Origin of the sequence: uncultured Christiangramia sp., from assembly GCF_913046405.1 — a bacterium.
Classification (GTDB): Bacteria; Bacteroidota; Bacteroidia; order Flavobacteriales; family Flavobacteriaceae; genus Christiangramia; species Christiangramia marina.
The window spans coordinates 1-20,741 of record NZ_CAJWRQ010000002.1; the positions used below are offsets into that span (position 1 = coordinate 1).

The 20,741-nt window shown below is 39.4% G+C and carries 18 protein-coding genes; 7 read left to right on the top strand and 11 right to left on the bottom strand.

Annotated features, from left to right (window positions below; translation table 11 throughout):
- The 4 genes from QZ620_RS00380 to tsaB all read left to right on the top strand — a co-directional run.
- A partial coding sequence (locus QZ620_RS00380; protein WP_295177889.1) for an efflux RND transporter periplasmic adaptor subunit occupies positions 1-1,032 on the top strand: 1,032 nt, incomplete at its 5' end.
- Between the two features lie 61 nt (positions 1,033-1,093).
- Entirely contained in the window at positions 1,094-2,530 is a 1,437-nt protein-coding gene (locus tag QZ620_RS00385; protein ID WP_295177891.1) for a TolC family protein, read from the top strand.
- Between the two features lie 3 nt (positions 2,531-2,533).
- Entirely contained in the window at positions 2,534-3,817 is a 1,284-nt protein-coding gene (locus tag QZ620_RS00390) for an efflux RND transporter periplasmic adaptor subunit (protein ID WP_295177893.1), read from the top strand.
- Positions 3,818-3,828: 11 nt separating this feature from the next.
- The gene (gene tsaB, locus QZ620_RS00395; protein WP_295177895.1) at positions 3,829-4,488 is read left to right on the top strand and encodes a tRNA (adenosine(37)-N6)-threonylcarbamoyltransferase complex dimerization subunit type 1 TsaB; all 660 of its coding nucleotides are present in this window, start codon (positions 3,829-3,831) and stop codon (positions 4,486-4,488) included.
- A 3-nt stretch (positions 4,489-4,491) separates the two neighbouring features.
- Here the strand turns inward: tsaB and QZ620_RS00400 are convergent, their stop codons facing one another.
- The gene (locus QZ620_RS00400; RefSeq protein WP_295177897.1) at positions 4,492-5,358 is read right to left on the bottom strand and encodes a mechanosensitive ion channel domain-containing protein; all 867 of its coding nucleotides are present in this window, start codon (positions 5,356-5,358) and stop codon (positions 4,492-4,494) included.
- Positions 5,359-5,435: 77 nt separating this feature from the next.
- Positions 5,436-7,472 (bottom strand): thioredoxin domain-containing protein, encoded by a 2,037-nt coding sequence (locus tag QZ620_RS00405; protein ID WP_295177899.1) that lies wholly within the window; start codon positions 7,470-7,472, stop codon positions 5,436-5,438.
- 152 nt (positions 7,473-7,624) lie between these two features.
- Here QZ620_RS00405 and QZ620_RS00410 point away from each other — a divergent pair, with 152 nt between their 5' ends.
- Positions 7,625-9,895 carry an inorganic phosphate transporter gene (locus QZ620_RS00410; protein WP_295177901.1) on the top strand — a complete coding sequence of 757 codons (2,271 nt, stop codon included), beginning with the start codon at positions 7,625-7,627 and terminating at the stop codon, positions 9,893-9,895.
- A gap of 61 nt (positions 9,896-9,956) precedes the next feature.
- Here QZ620_RS00410 and QZ620_RS00415 read toward each other — a convergent pair whose 3' ends face one another.
- Positions 9,957-10,871, bottom strand: a complete 915-nt coding sequence (locus tag QZ620_RS00415; RefSeq protein ID WP_295177903.1) for a NifU family protein — start codon at positions 10,869-10,871, stop codon at positions 9,957-9,959.
- 10 nt (positions 10,872-10,881) lie between these two features.
- Here QZ620_RS00415 and QZ620_RS00420 point away from each other — a divergent pair, with 10 nt between their 5' ends.
- Positions 10,882-11,979, top strand: coding sequence for a type IX secretion system membrane protein PorP/SprF (locus QZ620_RS00420; protein WP_295177904.1), 1,098 nt, complete (start codon positions 10,882-10,884; stop codon positions 11,977-11,979).
- Here the strand turns inward: QZ620_RS00420 and murI are convergent.
- The 8 genes from murI to QZ620_RS00460 form a co-directional block, all read right to left on the bottom strand.
- Positions 11,976-12,767 carry a glutamate racemase gene (gene murI / locus QZ620_RS00425; RefSeq protein WP_295177906.1) on the bottom strand — a complete coding sequence of 264 codons (792 nt, stop codon included), beginning with the start codon at positions 12,765-12,767 and terminating at the stop codon, positions 11,976-11,978. The two genes, QZ620_RS00420 and murI, sit on opposite strands and share 4 nt — an antisense overlap.
- A 70-nt stretch (positions 12,768-12,837) precedes the next feature.
- Positions 12,838-13,347, bottom strand: a complete 510-nt coding sequence (locus QZ620_RS00430; protein ID WP_295177908.1) for an OmpH family outer membrane protein — start codon at positions 13,345-13,347, stop codon at positions 12,838-12,840.
- Positions 13,348-13,378: 31 nt separating this feature from the next.
- Positions 13,379-14,188, bottom strand: a complete 810-nt coding sequence (locus QZ620_RS00435) for an OmpH family outer membrane protein (RefSeq protein ID WP_295177910.1) — start codon at positions 14,186-14,188, stop codon at positions 13,379-13,381.
- A gap of 31 nt (positions 14,189-14,219) precedes the next feature.
- A complete protein-coding gene (locus tag QZ620_RS00440; RefSeq protein ID WP_295177912.1) occupies positions 14,220-16,844 on the bottom strand; it encodes a POTRA domain-containing protein in 2,625 nt (874 codons plus the stop codon).
- A gap of 7 nt (positions 16,845-16,851) precedes the next feature.
- Positions 16,852-17,592 (bottom strand): isoprenyl transferase, encoded by a 741-nt coding sequence (locus QZ620_RS00445; protein ID WP_295177915.1) that lies wholly within the window; start codon positions 17,590-17,592, stop codon positions 16,852-16,854.
- Entirely contained in the window at positions 17,593-18,291 is a 699-nt protein-coding gene (locus tag QZ620_RS00450) for a DUF6089 family protein (protein ID WP_295177917.1), read from the bottom strand. It lies immediately after the preceding gene.
- Positions 18,292-18,391: 100 nt separating this feature from the next.
- Complete coding sequence (locus tag QZ620_RS00455; protein WP_141878731.1) at positions 18,392-19,276, bottom strand: NAD kinase; 885 nt, start codon at positions 19,274-19,276, stop codon at positions 18,392-18,394.
- Positions 19,277-19,280: 4 nt separating this feature from the next.
- The gene (locus QZ620_RS00460; RefSeq protein WP_295177920.1) at positions 19,281-19,937 is read right to left on the bottom strand and encodes a CBS domain-containing protein; all 657 of its coding nucleotides are present in this window, start codon (positions 19,935-19,937) and stop codon (positions 19,281-19,283) included.
- A gap of 89 nt (positions 19,938-20,026) precedes the next feature.
- Here QZ620_RS00460 and QZ620_RS00465 point away from each other — a divergent pair, with 89 nt between their 5' ends.
- A complete protein-coding gene (locus QZ620_RS00465; RefSeq protein WP_295177922.1) occupies positions 20,027-20,740 on the top strand; it encodes a pyridoxine 5'-phosphate synthase in 714 nt (237 codons plus the stop codon).
- Position 20,741: the final 1 nt, after the last annotated feature.

The window sequence follows — 20,741 nt, forward strand, 5'->3', positions numbered from 1 at the left end:
GAAGATCCAGTTGTCTATCAAACTGAGGAACCTTCAGAACAAACTATTATTATGAAAACTGTAGCTACCGGAAAAATTGTTCCGAAGGAAGAAGTGCTTATTAAGCCAAATATTTCAGGAATCATCGATGAAATATATATCGAGGCTGGTGATAAGATCAAACAAGGGGATCTAATTGCCAAAATACGCGTTATACCAAATGTATCATCACTGCAAAGCGCGAAAGATAACGTGGCAACTGCCCGTATTAACCTTGATAACGAAAAGAAAGTTTATCAAAGACAGAAAGAGCTTTATGATAAAGGCGTGATCTCTGCCAATGATTATGATGCTGCGGAAGTTTCTTACCAGAGAAGTGAGCAAAACTATCGTTCAGCACAACAGAATTACGAGATCGTAAGAACCGGGACTACCAGCGGAATTGGAAGTGCTGCAAATACACTAATTCGTTCTACGGTAGAGGGAATGGTGCTGGATGTTCCTGTGAAGACTGGAAACCAGGTGATTGAAAGTAACAATTTTAACGATGGGACTACGATCGCAACGCTGGCCGATGTGAACGAGATGATCTTTGAAGGGAAAGTTGATGAGAGTGAAGTTGGAAAGATCAAGGAAGATCTTCCGCTTGAAGTGACCGTTGGTGCAATTGAAAATAAATCATTCGATGCTGTACTTGATTATATTGCTCCAAAAGGAGTAGAGGAGAATGGTGCGATACAGTTTGAGATCAAAGGGACTCTGAATAAAGCAGATACCACATTTATTAGAGCGGGGCTTAGTGCGAATGCATCCATTATTCTTGCCAAAGCCACAAACGTACTTGCGATCAAGGAAGCGCTTGTGCAATTTGATGATGAGACCAAGAAGCCATATGTGGAGATCATGACCGGCGACCAGGAATTTGAACGCAGGGAAATTGAACTTGGAGTAAGTGACGGAATTAATGTAGAGGTGACTGAAGGCCTGAAAATGGGCGATAAGATCAAGGTTTGGAACCAGCTCAAAGCACCTACAAATATTGCTCAAAACTAGAATTTAATTATTAGGTGTAACAACCTGTACCTTTTACAGACATATCATACAGAATTATATTATGAAGAATTATAGTTTACTTGTTACCCTTTTTCTTTTCTGCGGAATGATGAATGCGCAGCAGAAAGAGTGGACACTGGAAGAATGTGTGGAGTACGCATTGCAAAATAATATTCAGGTTAAACAATCTGAACTTGATCTTGAACTTTCCGAAATCGAGAAATTGGATGCACTGGGTAATTTTATTCCAAGTATCAACGGCCAGGCTACCAATGCATGGAATACGGGTCTTACTCAGAATGTTACCACGGGAATCCTTCAGAATCAAACAGTGAGAAACTTCTCTGCTAACTTGACTGCAGGTCTTACAATTTTTGACGGACTTCGAAATTTCAAACAATTGCAAAGAGCTAAGATCTCGAGATTAGCCAGCCAGTATTCGCTTGATAAAATGGAGGATGATATCGCCTTGTTCGTTGCAGATGCCTACTTGCAGGTCTTGTTCAGCAAACAAAATCTTGATGTTCTACAGGCTCAGAATGAAGTTACCAAAGAACAATTAACACGAACTCAGGATCTGGTTGAAGCAGGAGTATTGCCTCAGGGTGACCTTCTGGAGATTAAAGCTACCATGGCAGATGAGAAGCAACGAATCATTCTTGCTGAAAACCTAATACAAATATCGCTTATTGGGTTAGCACAAACTTTAGGGATTAGAGACTATCAAAATTTTGATATTGTAGATCGTGATTACGCGGTATTCGGAAATGAGATTCTTGCGAATTCTGTTTACGATGTGATCGAGAAAGCAAAAGAAGAACGTTCAGAATTAAAAATTGCGGAAGCTAACAGAGATCTTGCAGAGCAGGATGTTGCATTGGCTAAAGGAGCTTACCTGCCAACTTTAGGAGCATTCTTTAACTATAATACCAGGGAAACCGGACAGGGAAGAATCACCGGAGCAGTGCTGGACCCAACCGAACCTACAAGGCAGATTGGTTTGGTGCAGGATACAGAACAGATTGTGGTTGCTCCTAATACGATACCAACGATAGGAAGTCCGTTGCCATTTTTTGATCAGTTATATAGAAATGACGGGATTAGTTATGGTTTCCAGTTAAGCGTTCCATTCTTAAATGGCTTTGCTACCAGAAATGCCGTAAAAAGAAATCAGATCAATGTGAAAAGAGCTGAATTCCAGTTGGAGCAGGCTGAACTTGATCTGGAAGCGAATGTTTACCAGGCTTATACAGATGTTAAAGGAGCTTTTGAAGCCTATGAAGCTGCTTTGGTAGCTTCCGAAGCACAGGAGAAAGCATTTGAGTATGCTACAGAGCGCTACGATGTTGGTCTTACCAACGCGTTCGATTTTAGCCAGGCGAAGATTCGTTTTGAGAATACACAAAGAGAGGCTCTAAGAGCTAAATACGATTATATTTTTAAATTAAAAGTTGTAGAACTTTATTTTGGAATTCCGGTTAGGGATTTAAAACTGTAAATAATGAATAAGAAGAAGCTTTTCATCATCCTTGGGATCATCATCGTTTTAATCGTTGCACTAGTTATAGGTAAAAAAGCTGGTTGGTTCGGTAGTTCCGTCAACATCAAAGAAGTGGAGATCACTGAAATTGAACCGGTAGATATTATCGAAACCGTATCGGCAACAGGTAAAATTCAGCCAGAGGTAGAGGTAAAACTTTCTTCTGAAGTTTCGGGAGAGATCATTGAATTACCAATAGTTGAAGGTCAATTAGTGGAAAAAGGTGACCTTCTGGTAAAAGTAAATCCTGATATATACCAATCTAGCGTACAGAGAGCCAGAGCAAGTTATTCTAATTCTCAGGCTAATTTTGCACAGACAAAGGCTAGTTTGAAACAAGCTGAAGCAGATTATAACCGTAACAAAACTTTGTTCGATAAAGGCGTGATCTCAAAAGCTGAATGGGACGGGATCGTTTCTAATTATGAGATGGCAGAAGCTAATAAAGAATCTGCTTACTACAGCATGCAAAGTAGCGCAGCTACGGTAACCGAAGCGACCGATAATCTTGGACGTACCAATATTTATGCTCCAATGAGCGGTACGATTTCAAAACTGGATGCTGAGCTTGGAGAAAGAGTTGTTGGTACTCAGCAAATGGCCGGAACCGAAATTCTTCGGGTAGCCAATCTTGACAATATGGAAGTTGAGGTTGATGTGAATGAAAATGATATCGTAAAAGTTGCGGTGGGAGATTCTACGATCGTGGAAGTAGATGCATACTTAGGTAAGGATTTTAAAGGGATCGTTACTGAAATTTCCAATACTGCAGATAATACACTAACCACAGATCAGGTAACTAACTTCAAAGTGAAAGTTCGTATTCTAAAGGAGTCTTACATGGATCTCATGGAAGGGAAACCGGAGAGTTACTCTCCATTCAGACCAGGAATGACTGCTACAGTGGATATTATTACGAATAAGAGAATGAAAGTAATTGGAGTTCCAATTAGCTCAATCGTAATTAAATCTGATACTACAGCGACTAAAAAGACATACGGAACCGCTCCTGCTACTGAAGGAACTGAAAAATTTGAATGTGTATTTGTAAAAGACGGACAAAAAGCTAAACTTCGCGTGGTGCAAACCGGAATTCAGGATGATTCTCAGATTGAGATCACAGATGGCCTGAAAGAAGGTGATGTAGTAATCACTGGCCCTTACAACACCGTTACTAAAAATCTTAATACCGGAGATGATATCGAGGTGAAAAAAGAAAAGACGGAGGAAGAAGAGGCTGAATAAATTCTAAAGATTTGGCAACTATATTATGTCTTGAAACTGCAACGACCAACTGCTCAGTTGGTCTTTCTCTTGGTGGGAAACTAATCAGTCTTAAAGAAGATAATACCAAAGGTTATTCACATGCTGAAAAGCTACATCTGTTCATTCAGGATGTATTGAAAGATGCCGGGAAGACCCTTCAGGATCTGGACGCAATTGCAATAAGCAAAGGACCAGGTTCTTATACAGGTTTAAGAATTGGAGTTTCTGCTGCCAAGGGATTATGTTTTTCTCTTAATATACCAATGATCTCGGTTCCTACGCTGAATCTGCTCGTGCATCAATTAAAGAATGAACCTGGAATGAAGATCGCTATGCTGGATGCCAGAAGGATGGAAGTCTATGCTGCTGTTTTTTCTGAAGATCTAAACCAGGTTCGTGATACCAATGCTGAAATTTTAGATGAAAGCTCTTTTGCGGAATATCTTCAAAAATCTAAAGTACATTTTATTGGAAATGGAGTGGCAAAATTCAGGGAGATCATCTCTTCTGAAAATGCCGTTTTTCACGAACAAAAATTTCCTTCGGCTTCAGAAATGGCAGAGATCGCTGAGGTAAAGTACAAAATAAGCGACACCGAAGATGTCGCTTATTTTGAGCCCTATTATCTCAAAGACTTTATGATCGGTTAAGAATTATTCTGCCGATCTTTTCTCTCTTTCAGTTCCTCTCATTTTAGTTTGATCATACAGGTAAACATCTCTTTGTGGATAAGGAATGGTCATTCCAGCTTCCTCAAGTCTAATCTTACCTTCCTCGATCATATACCAGTGCAGGTCCCAGAAGTCTGGCAATTCAGCAAAATATCGAACAGAGAAGTTTACCGAACTGTCTCCAAGTTCTGAAACTATGATCTGCGGTGCTGGATCCTTCAGGATTTTCTCCTGTTCCATTACCATATTGGTAAGTACTTCCTTCGCTTTCTTGATATCATCATCATAAGAAATCCCGAAGCTTAGATTCTCCTTACGCGTTTTGTTGAAACTGTAATTTGTTATATTATCATTGCTTAGTTCACCATTAGGAATTACTACTCTCTGGTTTCCGAACGTATCAAGTTTCGTGTAAAATAAAGAAATCTCTACAACACTACCAGAAACTCCCTGAGCTTCGATCCAATCTCCAACCTTGAATGGTTTTAGAACGATTATAAGCACTCCACCGGCAAGATTGGATAGCGATCCCTGCAATGCAAGACCAATAGCAAGACCAGCAGCACCAATTGCCGCTACAAGCGATGCACTCTCCACGCCAAGCTGTGTGATGACAAGTACAAAAAGCATTATCTTAAGACCCCAGCTGGCAGCGTTGACAGTAAACTTTTCCAGTGTTGGATCGTAGTCCTTCTTGTCGAATAGTTTCTTTAAATATTTTACAATGAGTTTTATTACCCAAAGTCCTACAAGCAGCAGCACGATCGCACCGATTAGCGTAGGGAGGTAATCGATAAATTTGTTAGCGTATTCTTTAGCGATTTCGCCGTAGTTGTTCAACTTGTCCATTCCTTTTTTTTCTAATTTAAGTTCAAGCCCCTATTCTAAAAAAATAGAGACTATATCCTGTTTATTTTATGTTAAAATTAATTCATCTGCCCCAATGCCTCACTTAGATTATGCACTGGAAGCTGACAATTTCCATGTTCGCAAATATAGATCAATGAATCTCCAGACTTAAGCCGATCCTTTAAAATTCCGAAATCAGATTCGGTTTTAGAGCCTGCCAATACTTTGTGAGGTAAATATTGTTCCTGGAATCCTTTTGCAAGTTCTACTGAATTGTCTCCGGTGATAGCAATCTCGTAGAAAGGATGTGTGAAATTAAGTAATAAAAGCAACCAGTTCGAATAGGATTGTGCATAGTCGGTAATACCGGGAAGCACAGCCTGCAACATTTTTTCTGACCTGTTAGTTAGGTCAATCTTGCCTGTAAGTTTACCAAGCTTATAATAATTATGTGCCATTACTGAGTTGGCTGCAGGAATCACATTATCCTGTACATCAATTATTCTATTGATTAACGCCCGGTCCTTGGATGAAGTAAAGTAAAACAGCCCGGTCTTCTCATCCTTAAAATCATGTTCCACAATTTCAAGTAATTCTTGTGCTTTGTCCAGGAAGTATTCTTTGAAACTGCTTTCATATAGATCCAGTAAAGCCTGAATCACAAAAGCATAGTCTTCGAGATAAGCATTGATACTACTTTTTCCGTTTTTATATGTATGAAAAAGTCTGCCGTCCGGCTGAATTAAGTTCTTCAAAATAAAATCCATAGCAGCTTCTGCTTTTACAAGATAATTTTCATTTTGCAGCGCCTGGAAAGCATGGCAATATCCGCTGATCATCATCGCATTCCAGGAAGTGATGGATTTGTCGTCAAGTCCGGGTTTTGCCCGTTTAGATCTTTCAGACCCTAATTTTTCATGAAGTGCTTTCAATTTATCGCTTAATTCTTCCTTTGATAAATTTAAATTAGCTGAAAGCTCCTCAAGGCTCTTAGTTCTAATGAGCACGTAATGATCCTTTTCCCATCTTCCGAAGGCATCAATACGATATACTTCAGAAAACAATTCGTAATCATCTTCCAGAATTTCCATCAACTCATCCTTTGTCCAGACATAATATGCACCTTCTTCAGAATGTTCCTGACCATTCTTGCTGTCAGCATCGAGTGCCGAGTAAAAAGCTCCTGATTGGTGCTGAAGATCAGTTTCCACGAATTCCAGCGTCTTCTCAACTACATCGGCATACCATTTATTCCTGGTGAGTTTATACAAATTCGCATACGAACTTACTAATTGCGCATTATCATAAAGCATTTTCTCAAAATGCGGGACATGCCATTTTTCATCCACCGAATATCTTGAAAAACCTCCATCGATAGGGTCATAAACTCCTCCCCACGATATTTTATCAAATGTATGTTGTACATAATTTAAAAGTTCTGTGTCTTTTTCCTGGTGGGCGAACCTTAAAAGAAAGTCATAATTGGAGGGCATCATAAACTTCGGACTCCTGTTATACCCGCCATTTTTATGGTCTAAAACAGATTTCCATTTTGAGATGATCCCATCAAATAGAGACTTCTCTAACTTCTTTTTATTTTCCGGAATCTCAATGATCTGCATTTGAGAAAGTCCTTCTTCCAGTTTTTCAGCATATTCCAGGAGTTTTTCTGGTTGATTTTCATATAAATGCGCAATTTGGGTAAGTGCAGATTTCCATTGATCCTTTTGAAAATAGGTGCCTCCCCAAACCGGTCTTCCATCAGGCAAGGCTACGACATTCATTGGCCAGCCTCCCATCCCGGTCATTGCCTGTACCGCATTCATATATACCTGGTCTACATCTGGTCTTTCCTCGCGATCTACCTTTACAGAAATGTAGTTGGTATTCATAATTGCAGCTACTTCAGCATCTTCAAAACTCTCATGCTCCATTACATGGCACCAGTGACAGGCAGAATATCCTACACTAATTAGCAGTAGTTGATTCTTCTCCTTTGCTTCATCCAGGGATTTATCATTCCAGGGACGCCAATCTACCGGATTGTGTGCATGCTGTAGAAGATAAGGACTGCTTTCATTGATAAGCTGGTTGGTATAATCAGGTTTTTTCATAGCTCTAATTTGATGGGTTTGATGTACAGGAAGCTAAAATTAAGGCGATTGTGGCGGGAGCTGCCGGATATTATTAATCTTTTAATAACTTTAACACCCCTGTAATTCAGTTAAATTATAACAGTTTTGCAGATTGAAAACAGATCTAACATATGGAAGACATTTACATTGTGATGCTTGTGGCGCTATTCGCCCTTGCTATTACAGATCTTGTAGTTGGGGTTAGTAACGATGCCGTGAACTTCTTGAATTCAGCTATAGGATCCAAAGCGGTCTCTATGCGAACGATCATGATCATAGCCAGTGTTGGAGTCGCCGTGGGTGCCATATTTTCCAGCGGACTCATGGAGGTTGCCCGAAAAGGGATTTTCATGCCGGGAGAATTCTACTTTGAAGAGATTATGATCATCTTCATGGCCGTAATGATCACCGATGTGTTATTGCTGGACTTTTTTAATTCACTTGGATTACCTACTTCCACAACTGTATCCATTGTATTCGAACTTCTTGGTGCTGCCGTGTGTATGGCAGTGATTAAGATATATACGCAGGATAATGGCGATCTTGGTTTACTGCAGAATTATATTAATTCTTCTAAAGCAACCGAGATCATTATTGGGATCTTGCTCGCCGTGGTCATTGCATTTATAGTTGGAGCTTTTGTCCAATACATATCCCGACTTATATTTTCATTCCAATTCGAGAAAAAAATAAAATATGCAGGCGCCGCTTTTGGTGGTTTCTCACTTACTTCTATACTCTACTTTATAGTAATTAAAGGTTTGAAAAGTGTTTCTTTTATCTCTGCGGAAACACTAACATATATTAATGACAACACTTGGTTTATTGTATTAATAGGTTTTGTAGCATTTACGCTTATCTCACAGTTTCTAATGAGTGTGCTAAAGCTGAATATCCTAAGGATCATCATTATTATTGGAACCTTTGCACTGGCACTTGCATTTGCAGGAAACGATCTTGTTAATTTCATTGGGGTTCCCATTGCCGCCTGGCAATCTTTCGATCTATGGCAGTCCGCTTACAGTGCAACCGGAGCATTGCCATCAGAATTTTTGATGACCGGTCTTTCTGGTAAAGTCAATACTCCAGAACTTTTGTTAGTTTGTGCCGGAGCAGTTATGGTAATCACTCTCTGGTTTTCCAGTAAAGCAAAAACTGTGGTCGATACTGGGATCAATCTTTCCAGACAGGGCGATTCCGTAGAAAGATTTGAACCAAACTGGCTTTCAAGAGGAATCGTACGATATTCTGTAATCATTGGCGGGGCTGTAAGTTCAGTTTTACCCGATGGATTAAAGAGTAGTATCGATAATAAATTCAGTAAACCTAACTCTCACAAGCAAAGTAGGAGGGTAGACGCACCGGCATTTGATATGGTTCGGGCTTCCGTAAACCTAGTCGTAGCCAGTGTGCTTATTTCTATTGGAACTAATATGAAGTTGCCACTTTCAACTACCTATGTGACTTTTATGGTCGCAATGGGTACTTCACTTGCAGATAGAGCCTGGGACCGCGAAAGTGCCGTATATCGCGTTGCAGGTGTGCTAAATGTAATTGGTGGGTGGTTCGTAACCGCGATCGTAGCATTTACAGCCGCTGCAATTTTCGCGTCTATCATTTTTTACGGCGGAACCATAGCCCTGGTTGTTCTAATTATAGCAGCATTGGTGGTGGTCGTAAGAAGTAGTATTCTTCATTCTAAAGAGATGAAGAAAGAGAAGGATCAAAAGAAATTCAATAAGAGCGATATTATTACGATCAATGAGATCACTGCGGAAACTTCAGAAAATATTTCCAAAGTAATTGCAGGTATAGACAAGGTGTATTCTAAAAGTGTCGATCATCTGGGTTATTATGATCTAAGTAAACTGAAGAAGAATTACAAGCGTATTGAAAAGCTGGAGGTTGAAGTTGATGAGCTCAAAGACAATATTTTTTATTTTATTAAATCCCTTGACGAGAATTCTGTAGAGGCCAGTAAGTTTTATATCCTAACCCTGGATTACCTTCAGGATATGGTGCAGTCGATTAGTTTTATTGCCAGGAATAGTTATAACCATGTACATAACAACCATAAGAACCTGAAGTTTAATCAGATTCGGGATCTTAAAAAGGTGGACGATCGCTTACAGGTCCTTTTTGATGAGCTAATGCTGACCTTCAACAACAACGAGTTCAATAAAATCGATAGCCTGCTGAATGAGAAACAGGAGTTGCTGGACTATGTTAGTGATCTAATTCAGAAACAAATAGAAAGAATTAGAACATCTGAATCGAGTCCCCGGAATACGAAGCTTTACTTCGGAATCTTACTTGAAACGAAGGATCTGATTGGTTCTACTATGAATCTGCTACAACTCTTTCAGGAGTTCTACCGGGAAGCAAGAAAGACCAATTACTAAATAAGAAATCCCTTCAATTTGAAGGGATTTTTATTGTTATAGTGCAGTAGTATCAAAGTGATTAACCATTGATCGCTTCTACATACTGTACTTTATCTCGAAGCATATCTCGAAGCATCGTTTCGATTCCGCTTTTCAAGGTCATCGTAGAAGAAGGACATCCACTACACGCACCCTGTAAGATTACTTTTACGGTCTTGGTTTCTTCATTGTAACTGTCAAAAAGAATATTCCCTCCATCACTGGCCACTGCAGGTTTGATATACTCATCCAGAATAGCAATAATCTGCTGGCTTGTATCGTCCAGTTCCTTATAGGCTGCATCATCATTTTCCTCCTGAACCTTTTCGGTTTCCTGAGTTTGAATAGTCTCGGCGGTCAGCACTTCATTTCCTTGCTCGATATAATTTCTAATGAATTCACGAAGTTCCATGGTGATCTCTTCCCATTCAGCAACCTCATATTTTTGAACTGAAACATAGTTCTCATCAATAAAGACCTCTTTGACAAAAGGGAAATGAAATAACTTCTGAACCAATGGTGCATTCTTCGCATCATCGATGTTCTTGAATTCAACCGACTTCAAAACAAGTTTTTTGTTCGCTACAAATTTCATTACCGCCGGGTTTGGTGTGCTTTCAGCATAGACTGTCACTGGTACTTTACCGGTGGTGGTCTTTTCTTCCTTGATCACTTCGCCACCTTTGTTAAGGTATTCTTCGATTTGTTCTGCAACTTCCTGTTGTACGTCGCTCCATTCCACGATATCGTATTTCTCAATAGCGATGAAATTTTGTGCGATATAAACCGTTTTAACAAATGGCAGATAGAATAATTGCTGGGCAAGCGGTGAACGCTTAGCTTCGTCTATATTCTTAAATTCGAAATTTTCATGACGTGTCAGAAACCTGTTAGCTTCAAATTTTACAATTGAAGTCGTGGTTGTAGGGACTATGTTGATATTAAAATCTTTCATCTCAAAATTTTTGGCAAAAATACTAAAGAAAAACTACGTTATACATATATTTACAGCCTTTATGGTGATTTGGGGATATCTTAAAAGAGGCCTTTCACGGCTCTCTTATCAATTGATTTTATGCACTTTTGCTTCGTTTGCGCTGTGGAATTCTCCAGCATTGAACGCGCAGGAAGTGATCCCTACCTATTCAGATTATCTAACCGACAATCTTTATCTTATCCATCCCAGTATGGCTGGCGCTTCTAACTACGATCAACTTCGTATAACCGGTAGAACGCAATGGTTCGACGTGCAGGATGCTCCTAACTTACAGACCGCAGCTCTAAATATTCGAGCTACCGATAAAATAGGACTTGGAGGTATCATGTTCAGAGATGAAAACGGGAATTATTCAAAACTGGGTGCTTACGCTACTTTTGCTTATCATCTTATGTTTTCCCGAAGTACGGTCGATCTTAACCAATTGTCATTTGGTATTAGTGCTGGATTAATTCAGCATAGACTTGATACGAGTGGTTTTACAAGGTTTGATCCTTTGGTGGGGAATAATCAGTCAGATATTTTTGGTAATATAGATATTGGAGCATCTTACTATGTGAATGATCTTTATTTTCATCTTGCCGCAAAGAACGTATTATCAGTAAAAAGAGATCTGTTCTATTCAGATGCTGTACCAAGTAATATGAGGAAATATCTTTTCTCTGCAGGCTACGTTTTTAGCTTTGACCGTAACAGTGACTGGAGTTACGAGCCTTCCATATTATTCCAGGCCAGAGAAGCTACCGAAGAAATGGCGATAGATGCCAATATCAAGGCCTATTATCAACTTGATAATAGCAGACTTTGGGGCGGTGTTTCTTATCGAAACAGTTTTGAAAGTGTTGAGGTTACCGGGGAAGGTGAAGCGGTTGCAAATCAGCAATTGCGCTACATTACTCCGTTTGTTGGAATAGATTACAACAAGTTCGTTTTCGGCTACACCTTCAGTTACCAGCTAAATTCCCTTGTGCTAAGCAATACTGGATTCCATCAGATCACATTGGGCTATAACTTCGGAAAAAGCCGCCAGCGTTATGATTGTAAATGCCCCGCGATCAACAATTAAAAGTCTAAAGTTTCAACCTTGTAATTCTGCTCTCCCGAAGAAATAATAGAAGAGAGCACATCAGGATTAGAATTTGAATAAAATGAATTGCTAATGGCTTCAGGATTATCATTAAGCAGGTCCCTTTCTGCAAGGATGATCTTCGTTTGTTTAGCCACTGCTTCTCCAGAATCAATGATCTTCACCGTATCTGGCAATATCTCCTGAAGAACGGGAATTAGATATGGATAATGACTGCAGCCAAGTACCAGGTAATCTATTCTGGCATCTAGCATTGGTTTGAGTAAGTGCTGGAGTAAGCCGATCATCTCAGGAGTATTCGTTTTTCCCGCTTCGATGAGTTCTACGAGTCCGTTACCTTCTACTTCTACCACCTGTATATCCTTAGTATATAATTCGCTGGTCTGGGCAAAGAGTTCACTTGATAAAGTTCCTCTGGTAGCCAGTATACCTATAGCCTTATTAGTACTTTTTAAAGCAGCTGGTTTAATGGCAGGCTCTATACCTATAAAAGGGATTTTATAAGAACTTCTAAGGACTTTAATAGCATTTGTAGTAGCGGTATTACAGGCGATGACGATAAGCTTGCAATTGAGCTCCAGAAGCTTTTCAGTATTTTTGATAGAAAGTGCTATGATCTCTTCCTGGGTTTTCAAGCCATAAGGTGCATTCTTACTATCAGATAAATAGATGGTATGCTCGTTGGGAAGAAGTTCATGTATTTCTTTCCATATAGAGGTTCCTCCTACGCCGGAATCAAAAATGCCAATTGGCTGAGACTTGTTCATAAGGTCTTAAAAATAAAAAACTGCGTACTAAGTGTACGCAGTTTAAACATTTTATTGAAATGTAATTGAATTACAGTCCTAAATCTTTTTTCACATCTGGAGTTAGATCATAACCATCAGCTAAAAGAACACCTGTTCCAGTAGTAGAGTCTAATACGTAATCGTATCCTTTTGCTCTGGCTACTTTTTGAATGCTCGTACGAACTTTCTCAAGAACTGGTCTTAGAAGATCAGTTTCTTTTTTCTGAAGATCCTGTCTCGCTTTTGCGCTGTGTTCCTGGATTCTTCTTTGAGCAGCCTGAATTTCAGCTCCTCTTTTCTGATTTTCTTCATCAGATTTTGTGTTAGCTTCAGCTTCGTAACGCTGCATTGTGCTTTGAGCTTCAGATAACATATCCTTGATCTCAGCATCGTAAGTTTTCTCAAGTTTCTGAAGTTGATCCATTGCACTCTTGTATTCCGGAAGTGACTGTACCAAATCCTGAGTAGCGATATGAGCAACTTTAGACTGTGCGTTTGTAAAAGCAGTAGCGCCAATCATTAAAGCTAAAGCTATAAAAAGTGTTCTGAATTGTTTCATTGTAATCGTCGTTAAAAATTAAAGTTTAAATTTAGTTTATAGTATCATTCTTAGTTTCGCGTGCTTTTAACAAAGAGTCCCTTTTACGTTCTCTCTCAGCTAAAATCCTTGCACGTCTTTCTTCAAATTCCTTTTGTCTCGCAGCCTTTAAGGAATCCCGTTCCTTTTTTCTGGCTTCGATCAATGCTTCCCGTTCAGTCTGGCGTTCTTTTACCAGTTCTTCCCGTTCGGTAACTTCAGCATCTTGTTCTACCGTTCTGTTTTCTTCACGTTCAAATTCTTCTACTTCATCACGGCCCTCTAACTGCTCGCGATTTGCGGTACGCTTAATTGTTCTTAATACCGTTTCGCTTACATCGTACTGCTTGTCTGCATAGATCATTCCAACGTCTGAAGTCCGGTCGAAAATAAAATCAAAATTTCTGTTTTCAGCAATTTGCTGAACCGCCGTGAAAACCTGATCCTGAATTGGTCGTACCAACTGTTTCTTCTGAATCATATAATCACCATTGTGCCCGAATCGTTTTTGCTGATATTCCAGTACCTGTTGTTCCATGTAAGAAATTTCAGATTCACGCTCCTCGATAAGTTCTCTTGTTAAAAGAGCTTTTTCATTATCCAGTTTGGACCGCATCGCTTCCACAGCGCGCATTTTAGTTTCGGCTTCCGCTTTCCATTCCTGAACACGGCTTTCCAGTTGCTTGGAAGCTTCCTGGTATTCCGGAACATTTTCAAGAATATATTCCATATCAATGTACCCTAATCTAATCGTCTTTTGAGCCGTCGCTGTACTAAGACCGATCACTAGAAATACCAATATGAAGTTTATTCTTTTTTTCATTCAGATCGAATATAGAAAATATCGTGCCAATTTAAAATTGTTGTCCTATGATAAAGTGTGTTTCCCATCCATTAGGTCCTGGCTGACCACCTACGATCTCGTCGAAACCATAACCAAAGTCAATTCCAAGTAATCCAAATGTTGGCATAAATACTCTTAGTCCAACACCAGCAGATCTGTTTAACTGGAATGGGTTGTAATCTCTGAAGTTATCGTAAGTCGCACCTGCTTCAAGAAACGATAATGCGTAGATAGAAGCCGCTGGTTTCAATGTGATAGGGAATCTAAGTTCAAGTGAAAATTTGTTGTAGATCACCGCTCCGTCATCTCTGTCATTAATGCCTCTATCAATAGGCACAACAGACTGGTTTGGATAACCTCTTAACTGTATAGTTTCTCTTCCATCAAGGCTGAATGCTCCAAGACCGTCACCACCTAAATAGTAACGCTCGAATGGAGGAATACCTCTTTCGCTGTTATAGGCTCCAAGGAATCCAAATTCAGCATGTGTACGTAGGACAAGATCACTACTAGGACCAAAGTTGGCTAAAGTCTCATACCAGCTTCCTGCCAGTTTAATTTTGTAAAATTCGAGCCAGTTGTATTTTTTCTGATCAACTTTCTCCTGGTCTGCAACAGAATTTTCTGAAGTTACTCTGTTTCCATTATTATCGATCAGGTTACCATTATCATCTCTTAACTGGTACTCGGGATCATTTTCCAGGTTTCCGTAGTCTACACCATTCCATAGAGAGTATGGAGGAGTGAACTTCGCGCTGAAATCAAATTTAGAACCCTGAGTTGGGAAAATAGGGTTAAAAGCGGTGTTGTCTCTTACAATTCCCAACTGGTAATAAAGGTTATTTGAGTGACCATCACCAAAAGTAAAAAGTCCTGTATTGTAGTTATTTAGGTCATATCTCTGGAAACCAACCACGTTTGATATCGTAGCGTACTGGTCTGGTTCTCTAAGTCTTTTTCCAAGACCTATGCTCACTCCAAGAATATCAAAACTCCTTGTTTTATCTGCTTCTCTTTCAACATAATCGAACAGAAACTGTCTTGTATAGCTAAAAGATGTGGATAAACTAACCGGTTCCTCACCACCTAGCCAAGGCTCTCTGAAAGATAAGCTGTAGGTCTGGTAGAAAGTACTGGCCTGTGCTCTAAGAGATAAGGTTTGACCATCACCCATTGGAATTGGATCATAGGCATCCTTGTCGAATAAGCCTTGTATACTAAAGTTATTGAAGGATAGTCCCAAAGTTCCAATGAATCCACCACCACCGTAACCACCTTGTAGTTCGATCTGGCTGGCTCCTGACTCCACAACCTGGTATTCCAGGCTTAAAGTTCCTTCTCGAGGATCTGGATCCACAAATTCAGGATTTAATTGTTCTGCATCAAAGAATCCAAGTGCACCTAATTCACGAATGGTAGAAACCACGGCCTGCTGACTGTATTTCTGTCCCGGCTTGGTTCTCATCTCACGATAGATCACATGATCCTTGGTCTTGTTATTTCCAGTTACTCTAATCTCATCAAAAAAGGCCTCTTTACCTTCAAGGATCCTTACTTCAAAATCGATCGTATCATTGTAAACATTCGTTTCTACAAGATCGATATTGGAAAAAAGATACCCATTGTTTTGATAAATGTTGGCGATCGATGTTTTATTAGGTTCTCTACTCTGGATTCTTTCATCGATAAGGACTCCGTTGTAAATATCTCCCTTTTCAACACCTAAAGCTTTTCCTAACTGCTCGTCTGTATAAGCAGCGTTTCCTAGATAGTCGATATTCCCAACGTAATAACGATTTCCTTCTTCGATGTCCAGTTTCAGGCTAATGGTTTCCTTATCATTCTTAATAAGAGTATCTGAAACTATACGAGCATCACGAAAACCTTCTTCTTTGTATTTGTTGATCAGTGCAGTTTTATCTTCCTGGTAATCTGCACGAACAAACTTGGAACGCTTCCAGAACCTGATTATGTTCTTTTGCTTGGTATTCTTCATGTTTCTCTTCAGCTTCGCGTCTGATAGCTGTTCGTTGCCATTAAAGTCGATGCTTTTGATCTTAACGCGATCTCCTTTATTCACGTTAACCAGCATATTTACCTTATTTGCTCCGGTAGTATCTTCAACAGGCTTGGTCTGTATATAAACATCTGTATTGAAGTAACCTTCTTTCTTATATTTATTCTGAATATAATTTCTGGTTGTAGTGATAAGGTTTTCAGTAACCTTTGTGCCAGGTTTAAGGCTATTCTCATCTATAAGCTCGTCGCGGTCACTCTTTTTCTTTAAACCGGTAAATGTAGTTTGGTTTAAAACAGGAACTTCTTTGATCTCCAGTTCAAGATCTGCTACATTACCCTCAACGTTGGTGATATAAAAATTGATGTCACTAAATAGATCTAACGACCAGAGTTTATTGATAACATTTCTAAGCTTCTCACCTGGGATATAAAGCTCCTGGCCAGATTTAAGACCGGTATAGGTAAGGACTGTTTTTTCGTTGTAGGTGGTGGTTCCGGTAACTTTTATTTCTCCAATGGTGTATTTCTTAGAATCTCCCAGTGGAAGGTCCTGTGCTTTGGCAGCTATACTGAAAATGAAAAAAAATGCGAAAAGTGTAAAAATCTTCTTTGTCATGGATGCACTAACTGAGTTGCTCACTTGTTTTTCCAAATCGTCTTTCTCTGTTTTGATAGTTGTAAATGGCTTCAAAAAGGTCTTCCCTTCTGTAATCTGGCCATAAGATTTTTGTAAAATACAATTCAGCATAAGCAATCTGCCATAAAAGGAAATTACTAATGCGTTGCTCGCCGCTGGTTCTGATCAATAGGTCAACGTCTGGCAAATTTTGGGTGTAAAGATGCTTATTTATAACTGATTCATCAATAGCATCAATGGATAATTCCCGGTTACTTATCTTCTCTGCAATTTGTTTGAAACAGCTGGTAATTTCTTCCCTGCTCCCGTAGCTTAACGCCAAAGTAAGGGTCATTCTTGTGTTGGATGAAGTTTTTTCTATAACATCCAGTAATTCTTTCTTGGCTTTCTTCGGAAGATTGGAGATATTTCCTATACAATGAAGGCGAATATCGTTATCCTGAAGAGTCTTGATCTCTTTCTTAAGCGATGAAACCAGAAGTTTCATAAGAGTATCAACCTCCAGTTTTGGCCTGTTCCAGTTTTCCGTAGAAAATGCGTAGAGTGTAAGGTTTTTCACGCCAATCTCAGCGCAACCTTCTACTGTGTCTCTAACAGCTTTAGTGCCTTCTTTATGTCCTGAAGCTCTAAGAAAACCTTTTTGTTTCGCCCATCGACCATTTCCATCCATAATAATGGCAACGTGCGCAGGTAATTTTTCAAGGTTTAAATTGTCTTTATAGTTCATCTAAAAGCAGTAACATGGCTTACGCCCAAATGTAAATGTGAATGACAATCCGGTAAAAACATACCAGTCGTTCGTGTTTCTATTCCCGAATTCCAGTTGAGGCTCTCTTCGGTCTAAATATTCTTCAGGCCAGCTTCCATCTAGGTTATCTGTTAAAGTATAGCGGGCTCCAATTTCCAGCGCACCAATAATATGCTCGGTGATAGCCTCTTTGTAACCAAAAACCATGGGAATAGCGAATTCCCAATTGGTACCTTCATTGGATAGATTCCCGGCTCTGCCATCTTTCAAATAGACATGATCTGCCTTGAAATAGGTGATTCCGGTATATATATAAGGTGTTTTTTGAGGTAATGGCTCAGATAGATCGAAGTCCCAGAAATTGAATTCCAGTCCCAGGGATGCTTCAGCAATCGTGTTATCAAAAGAATAACCACGCTGTTGTCTCCTGGTGTCATTGGACTCTGTATCATCTGCTGAAATTTTCGCGTATAATAAGGAGAGTCTCCATGCATGTCGCGGGCTACCATTCCATTTCGCCATAAAACCTCCAACGGGCGTATTGGGAAGGATAAATGTAGTTTTCCCAACGTCTCCTATAAAATTGGCACCACCGGCAAAAACCCCAACTTCATATTTTTGAGAGTAGGAATTTCCGGTAAAAAAAGCCATTATGATTAATGCGATCAGGTACCTCATAGGTTTTCAAAAGTTTGCAAATATAACAATTCTACTTGCCCTGCAATAATTTGAGCAGATTTGTACATACGTATAAACAACAAATGATTTTTTTTATTGCTTAATTTCGTTTGTCCTCGCCCCATAATAGCTTTTTTCGTAGCGTATTAAGGAAACTGTCTTCAGTTAGTTCCACGAAATTTATGCAGTAGGGTGCTTTTGAAATAATTATTTCGGTATCATTCTCTAGTGTGGCGATACGGGAATCCATGGATACAAGATGTGTTTTTTCCCGGCCAGATACCTTTAATTTGATCTTGGTTCCATCTCTAATTACCAGTGGACGCGCATTCAAATTGTGTGGTGCGATTGGTGTGATCACCAGGGAGTCTGCATCTGGTGTGATTACAGGGCCACCACAGCTCAATGAGTAACCGGTAGAGCCTGTAGGAGTGGCGATAATAAGGCCATCTGCCCAGTAAGAAGTAAGGAACTGGTCATTTAACCAGGTATCCACAGTGATCATGGAAGTAGTGTTCCTTCTGCTTACTGCGATTTCGTTTAAAGCGATCTGTGAGAAAACCGGATCCTGATCTTTAGTATTCGTTTCGATGGTAAGCACAGACCGTGGTGAAAGCGTAAATTTCTTTTCAAGAATTTCGTTCAAGGTGCTTTCTATTTGTTCTTTCTGAATAGTCGCCAGAAATCCAAGTCTTCCCGTGTTGATGCCCACAATGGGAATATTCAGGTTTCTGATATAATTGATAGATTTGAGAATAGTTCCATCTCCGCCAATAGAAAAGAAGAGGTCAAATGAATTATCCAGCTCCTCAAATGCGCTAAACTGGCGGTATTCCTTCTGAATTGAATTGTGATCATGGATCATTTGAAGGAAATCTTCTTCGATCAAAACTTCCACATTCTTTTCGTCAAGCAAATTAAGTAATTGTCCAATGTAATGACCCGCATTTTCATGGTAGAACTGGCCGTAAATACCTATTTTCATAAACTTATATATTCAGGTATTTATCAAGATATTTTGATCTATCCTTTAAATTTTTATTGAAAGTGTCTTCCTGATGTTCAGAAATAATAATATACCCATATCTTCTAAACGATTGGATGATCTCGGTCAATCCAGATGGCGATATCTTCAGGGTTATCTGGGCCATGTCATTCTCTATTTTAGAAACGAATGTTCCCAGTAAATGTGCATTATTAGATTCTACGATCTGGCTAACCTCACCAAGCGTGTAATCTTTGAATGCTTTTTCAACCACAAGAATGTTTCCAGGCTCATGTAGAAAAGGTGTTTCCTTAAATAAAGAGATCATTTCATTCAATTCTACATATCCTATATAAAGATTTTCATCATTCAGAACTGGTAATATATTGGAGTTGTTCTGGGCAAAGGCTTCCAGGCTGTCCAGCCAGTAATTGCTTTCCCGGGCAAAAAAACCTTCCAGAGCATAACGATAATCGCCAAGCGTTTTATCATTATCAAAACAACGCACATCATTTTCTGAAATGCAACCAATGTAAATTCCATTCTCCGAAACCGGAAGATGGGTATAAGTAAGTTGATTAAATAATCTGTGTACTTCTCCAATCTTTTCTGAAAGGCTCAAGATCTCCACATCATTTAGAATGTATTCCTGCAAACTCATATACTCAATTCCTTTTCTGCAAATTAATCAAAATAATATTCAATGAAGCAGGCTGCACTTTGTATTTTTGTTAATAAAACCAAGGGAAAATGACGAAATTAAGTGTAAATATCAACAAGATCGCTACCTTAAGAAATGCACGTGGAGGGGATGTCCCTAATGTGCTGGAGGCGGCAAAAAATATTGAAAAGTTTGGGGCAGAAGGGATCACAGTTCACCCAAGGCCAGATGAACGTCATATCCGCTATGCAGATGCCAGGGAATTGAAACCTGTACTTACTACCGAATTTAATATTGAAGGAAAACCTATTCAGCAATTTGTGGATCTTGTGCTGGAGGTGAAGCCCTCTCAGGTTACTCTGGTGCCAGATGCTGAAGATGCAATCACTTCCAATGCGGGCTGGGATACTATAAGGCATCGCGATTATTTGCGTGAAGTAATTTCAGAATTTAAAAGTCATGGGATTCGTACTTCGATCTTCGTGGATTCAGAGGTAAAGATCATTGAAGGTGCTGCTGAAACCGGTGCTGATCGTATTGAACTATATACGGAGCAGTTCGCGGTAGATTATGCCAAAGGAATGGAGAATGCTGCAAAATCCTATGCTGCCTGTTCTCAGCTGGCTTATGAGCTCAAACTTGGAGTGAATGCAGGGCATGATCTTTCTCTTGATAATATTGGATACTTCAGTAATAATGTGCCACATCTGGATGAGGTTTCAATTGGTCATGCATTGATTTCCGAAGCTTTATATATGGGGCTTGAAAAAACTATTCAGAAATATTTGAAATTATTGAAATAAT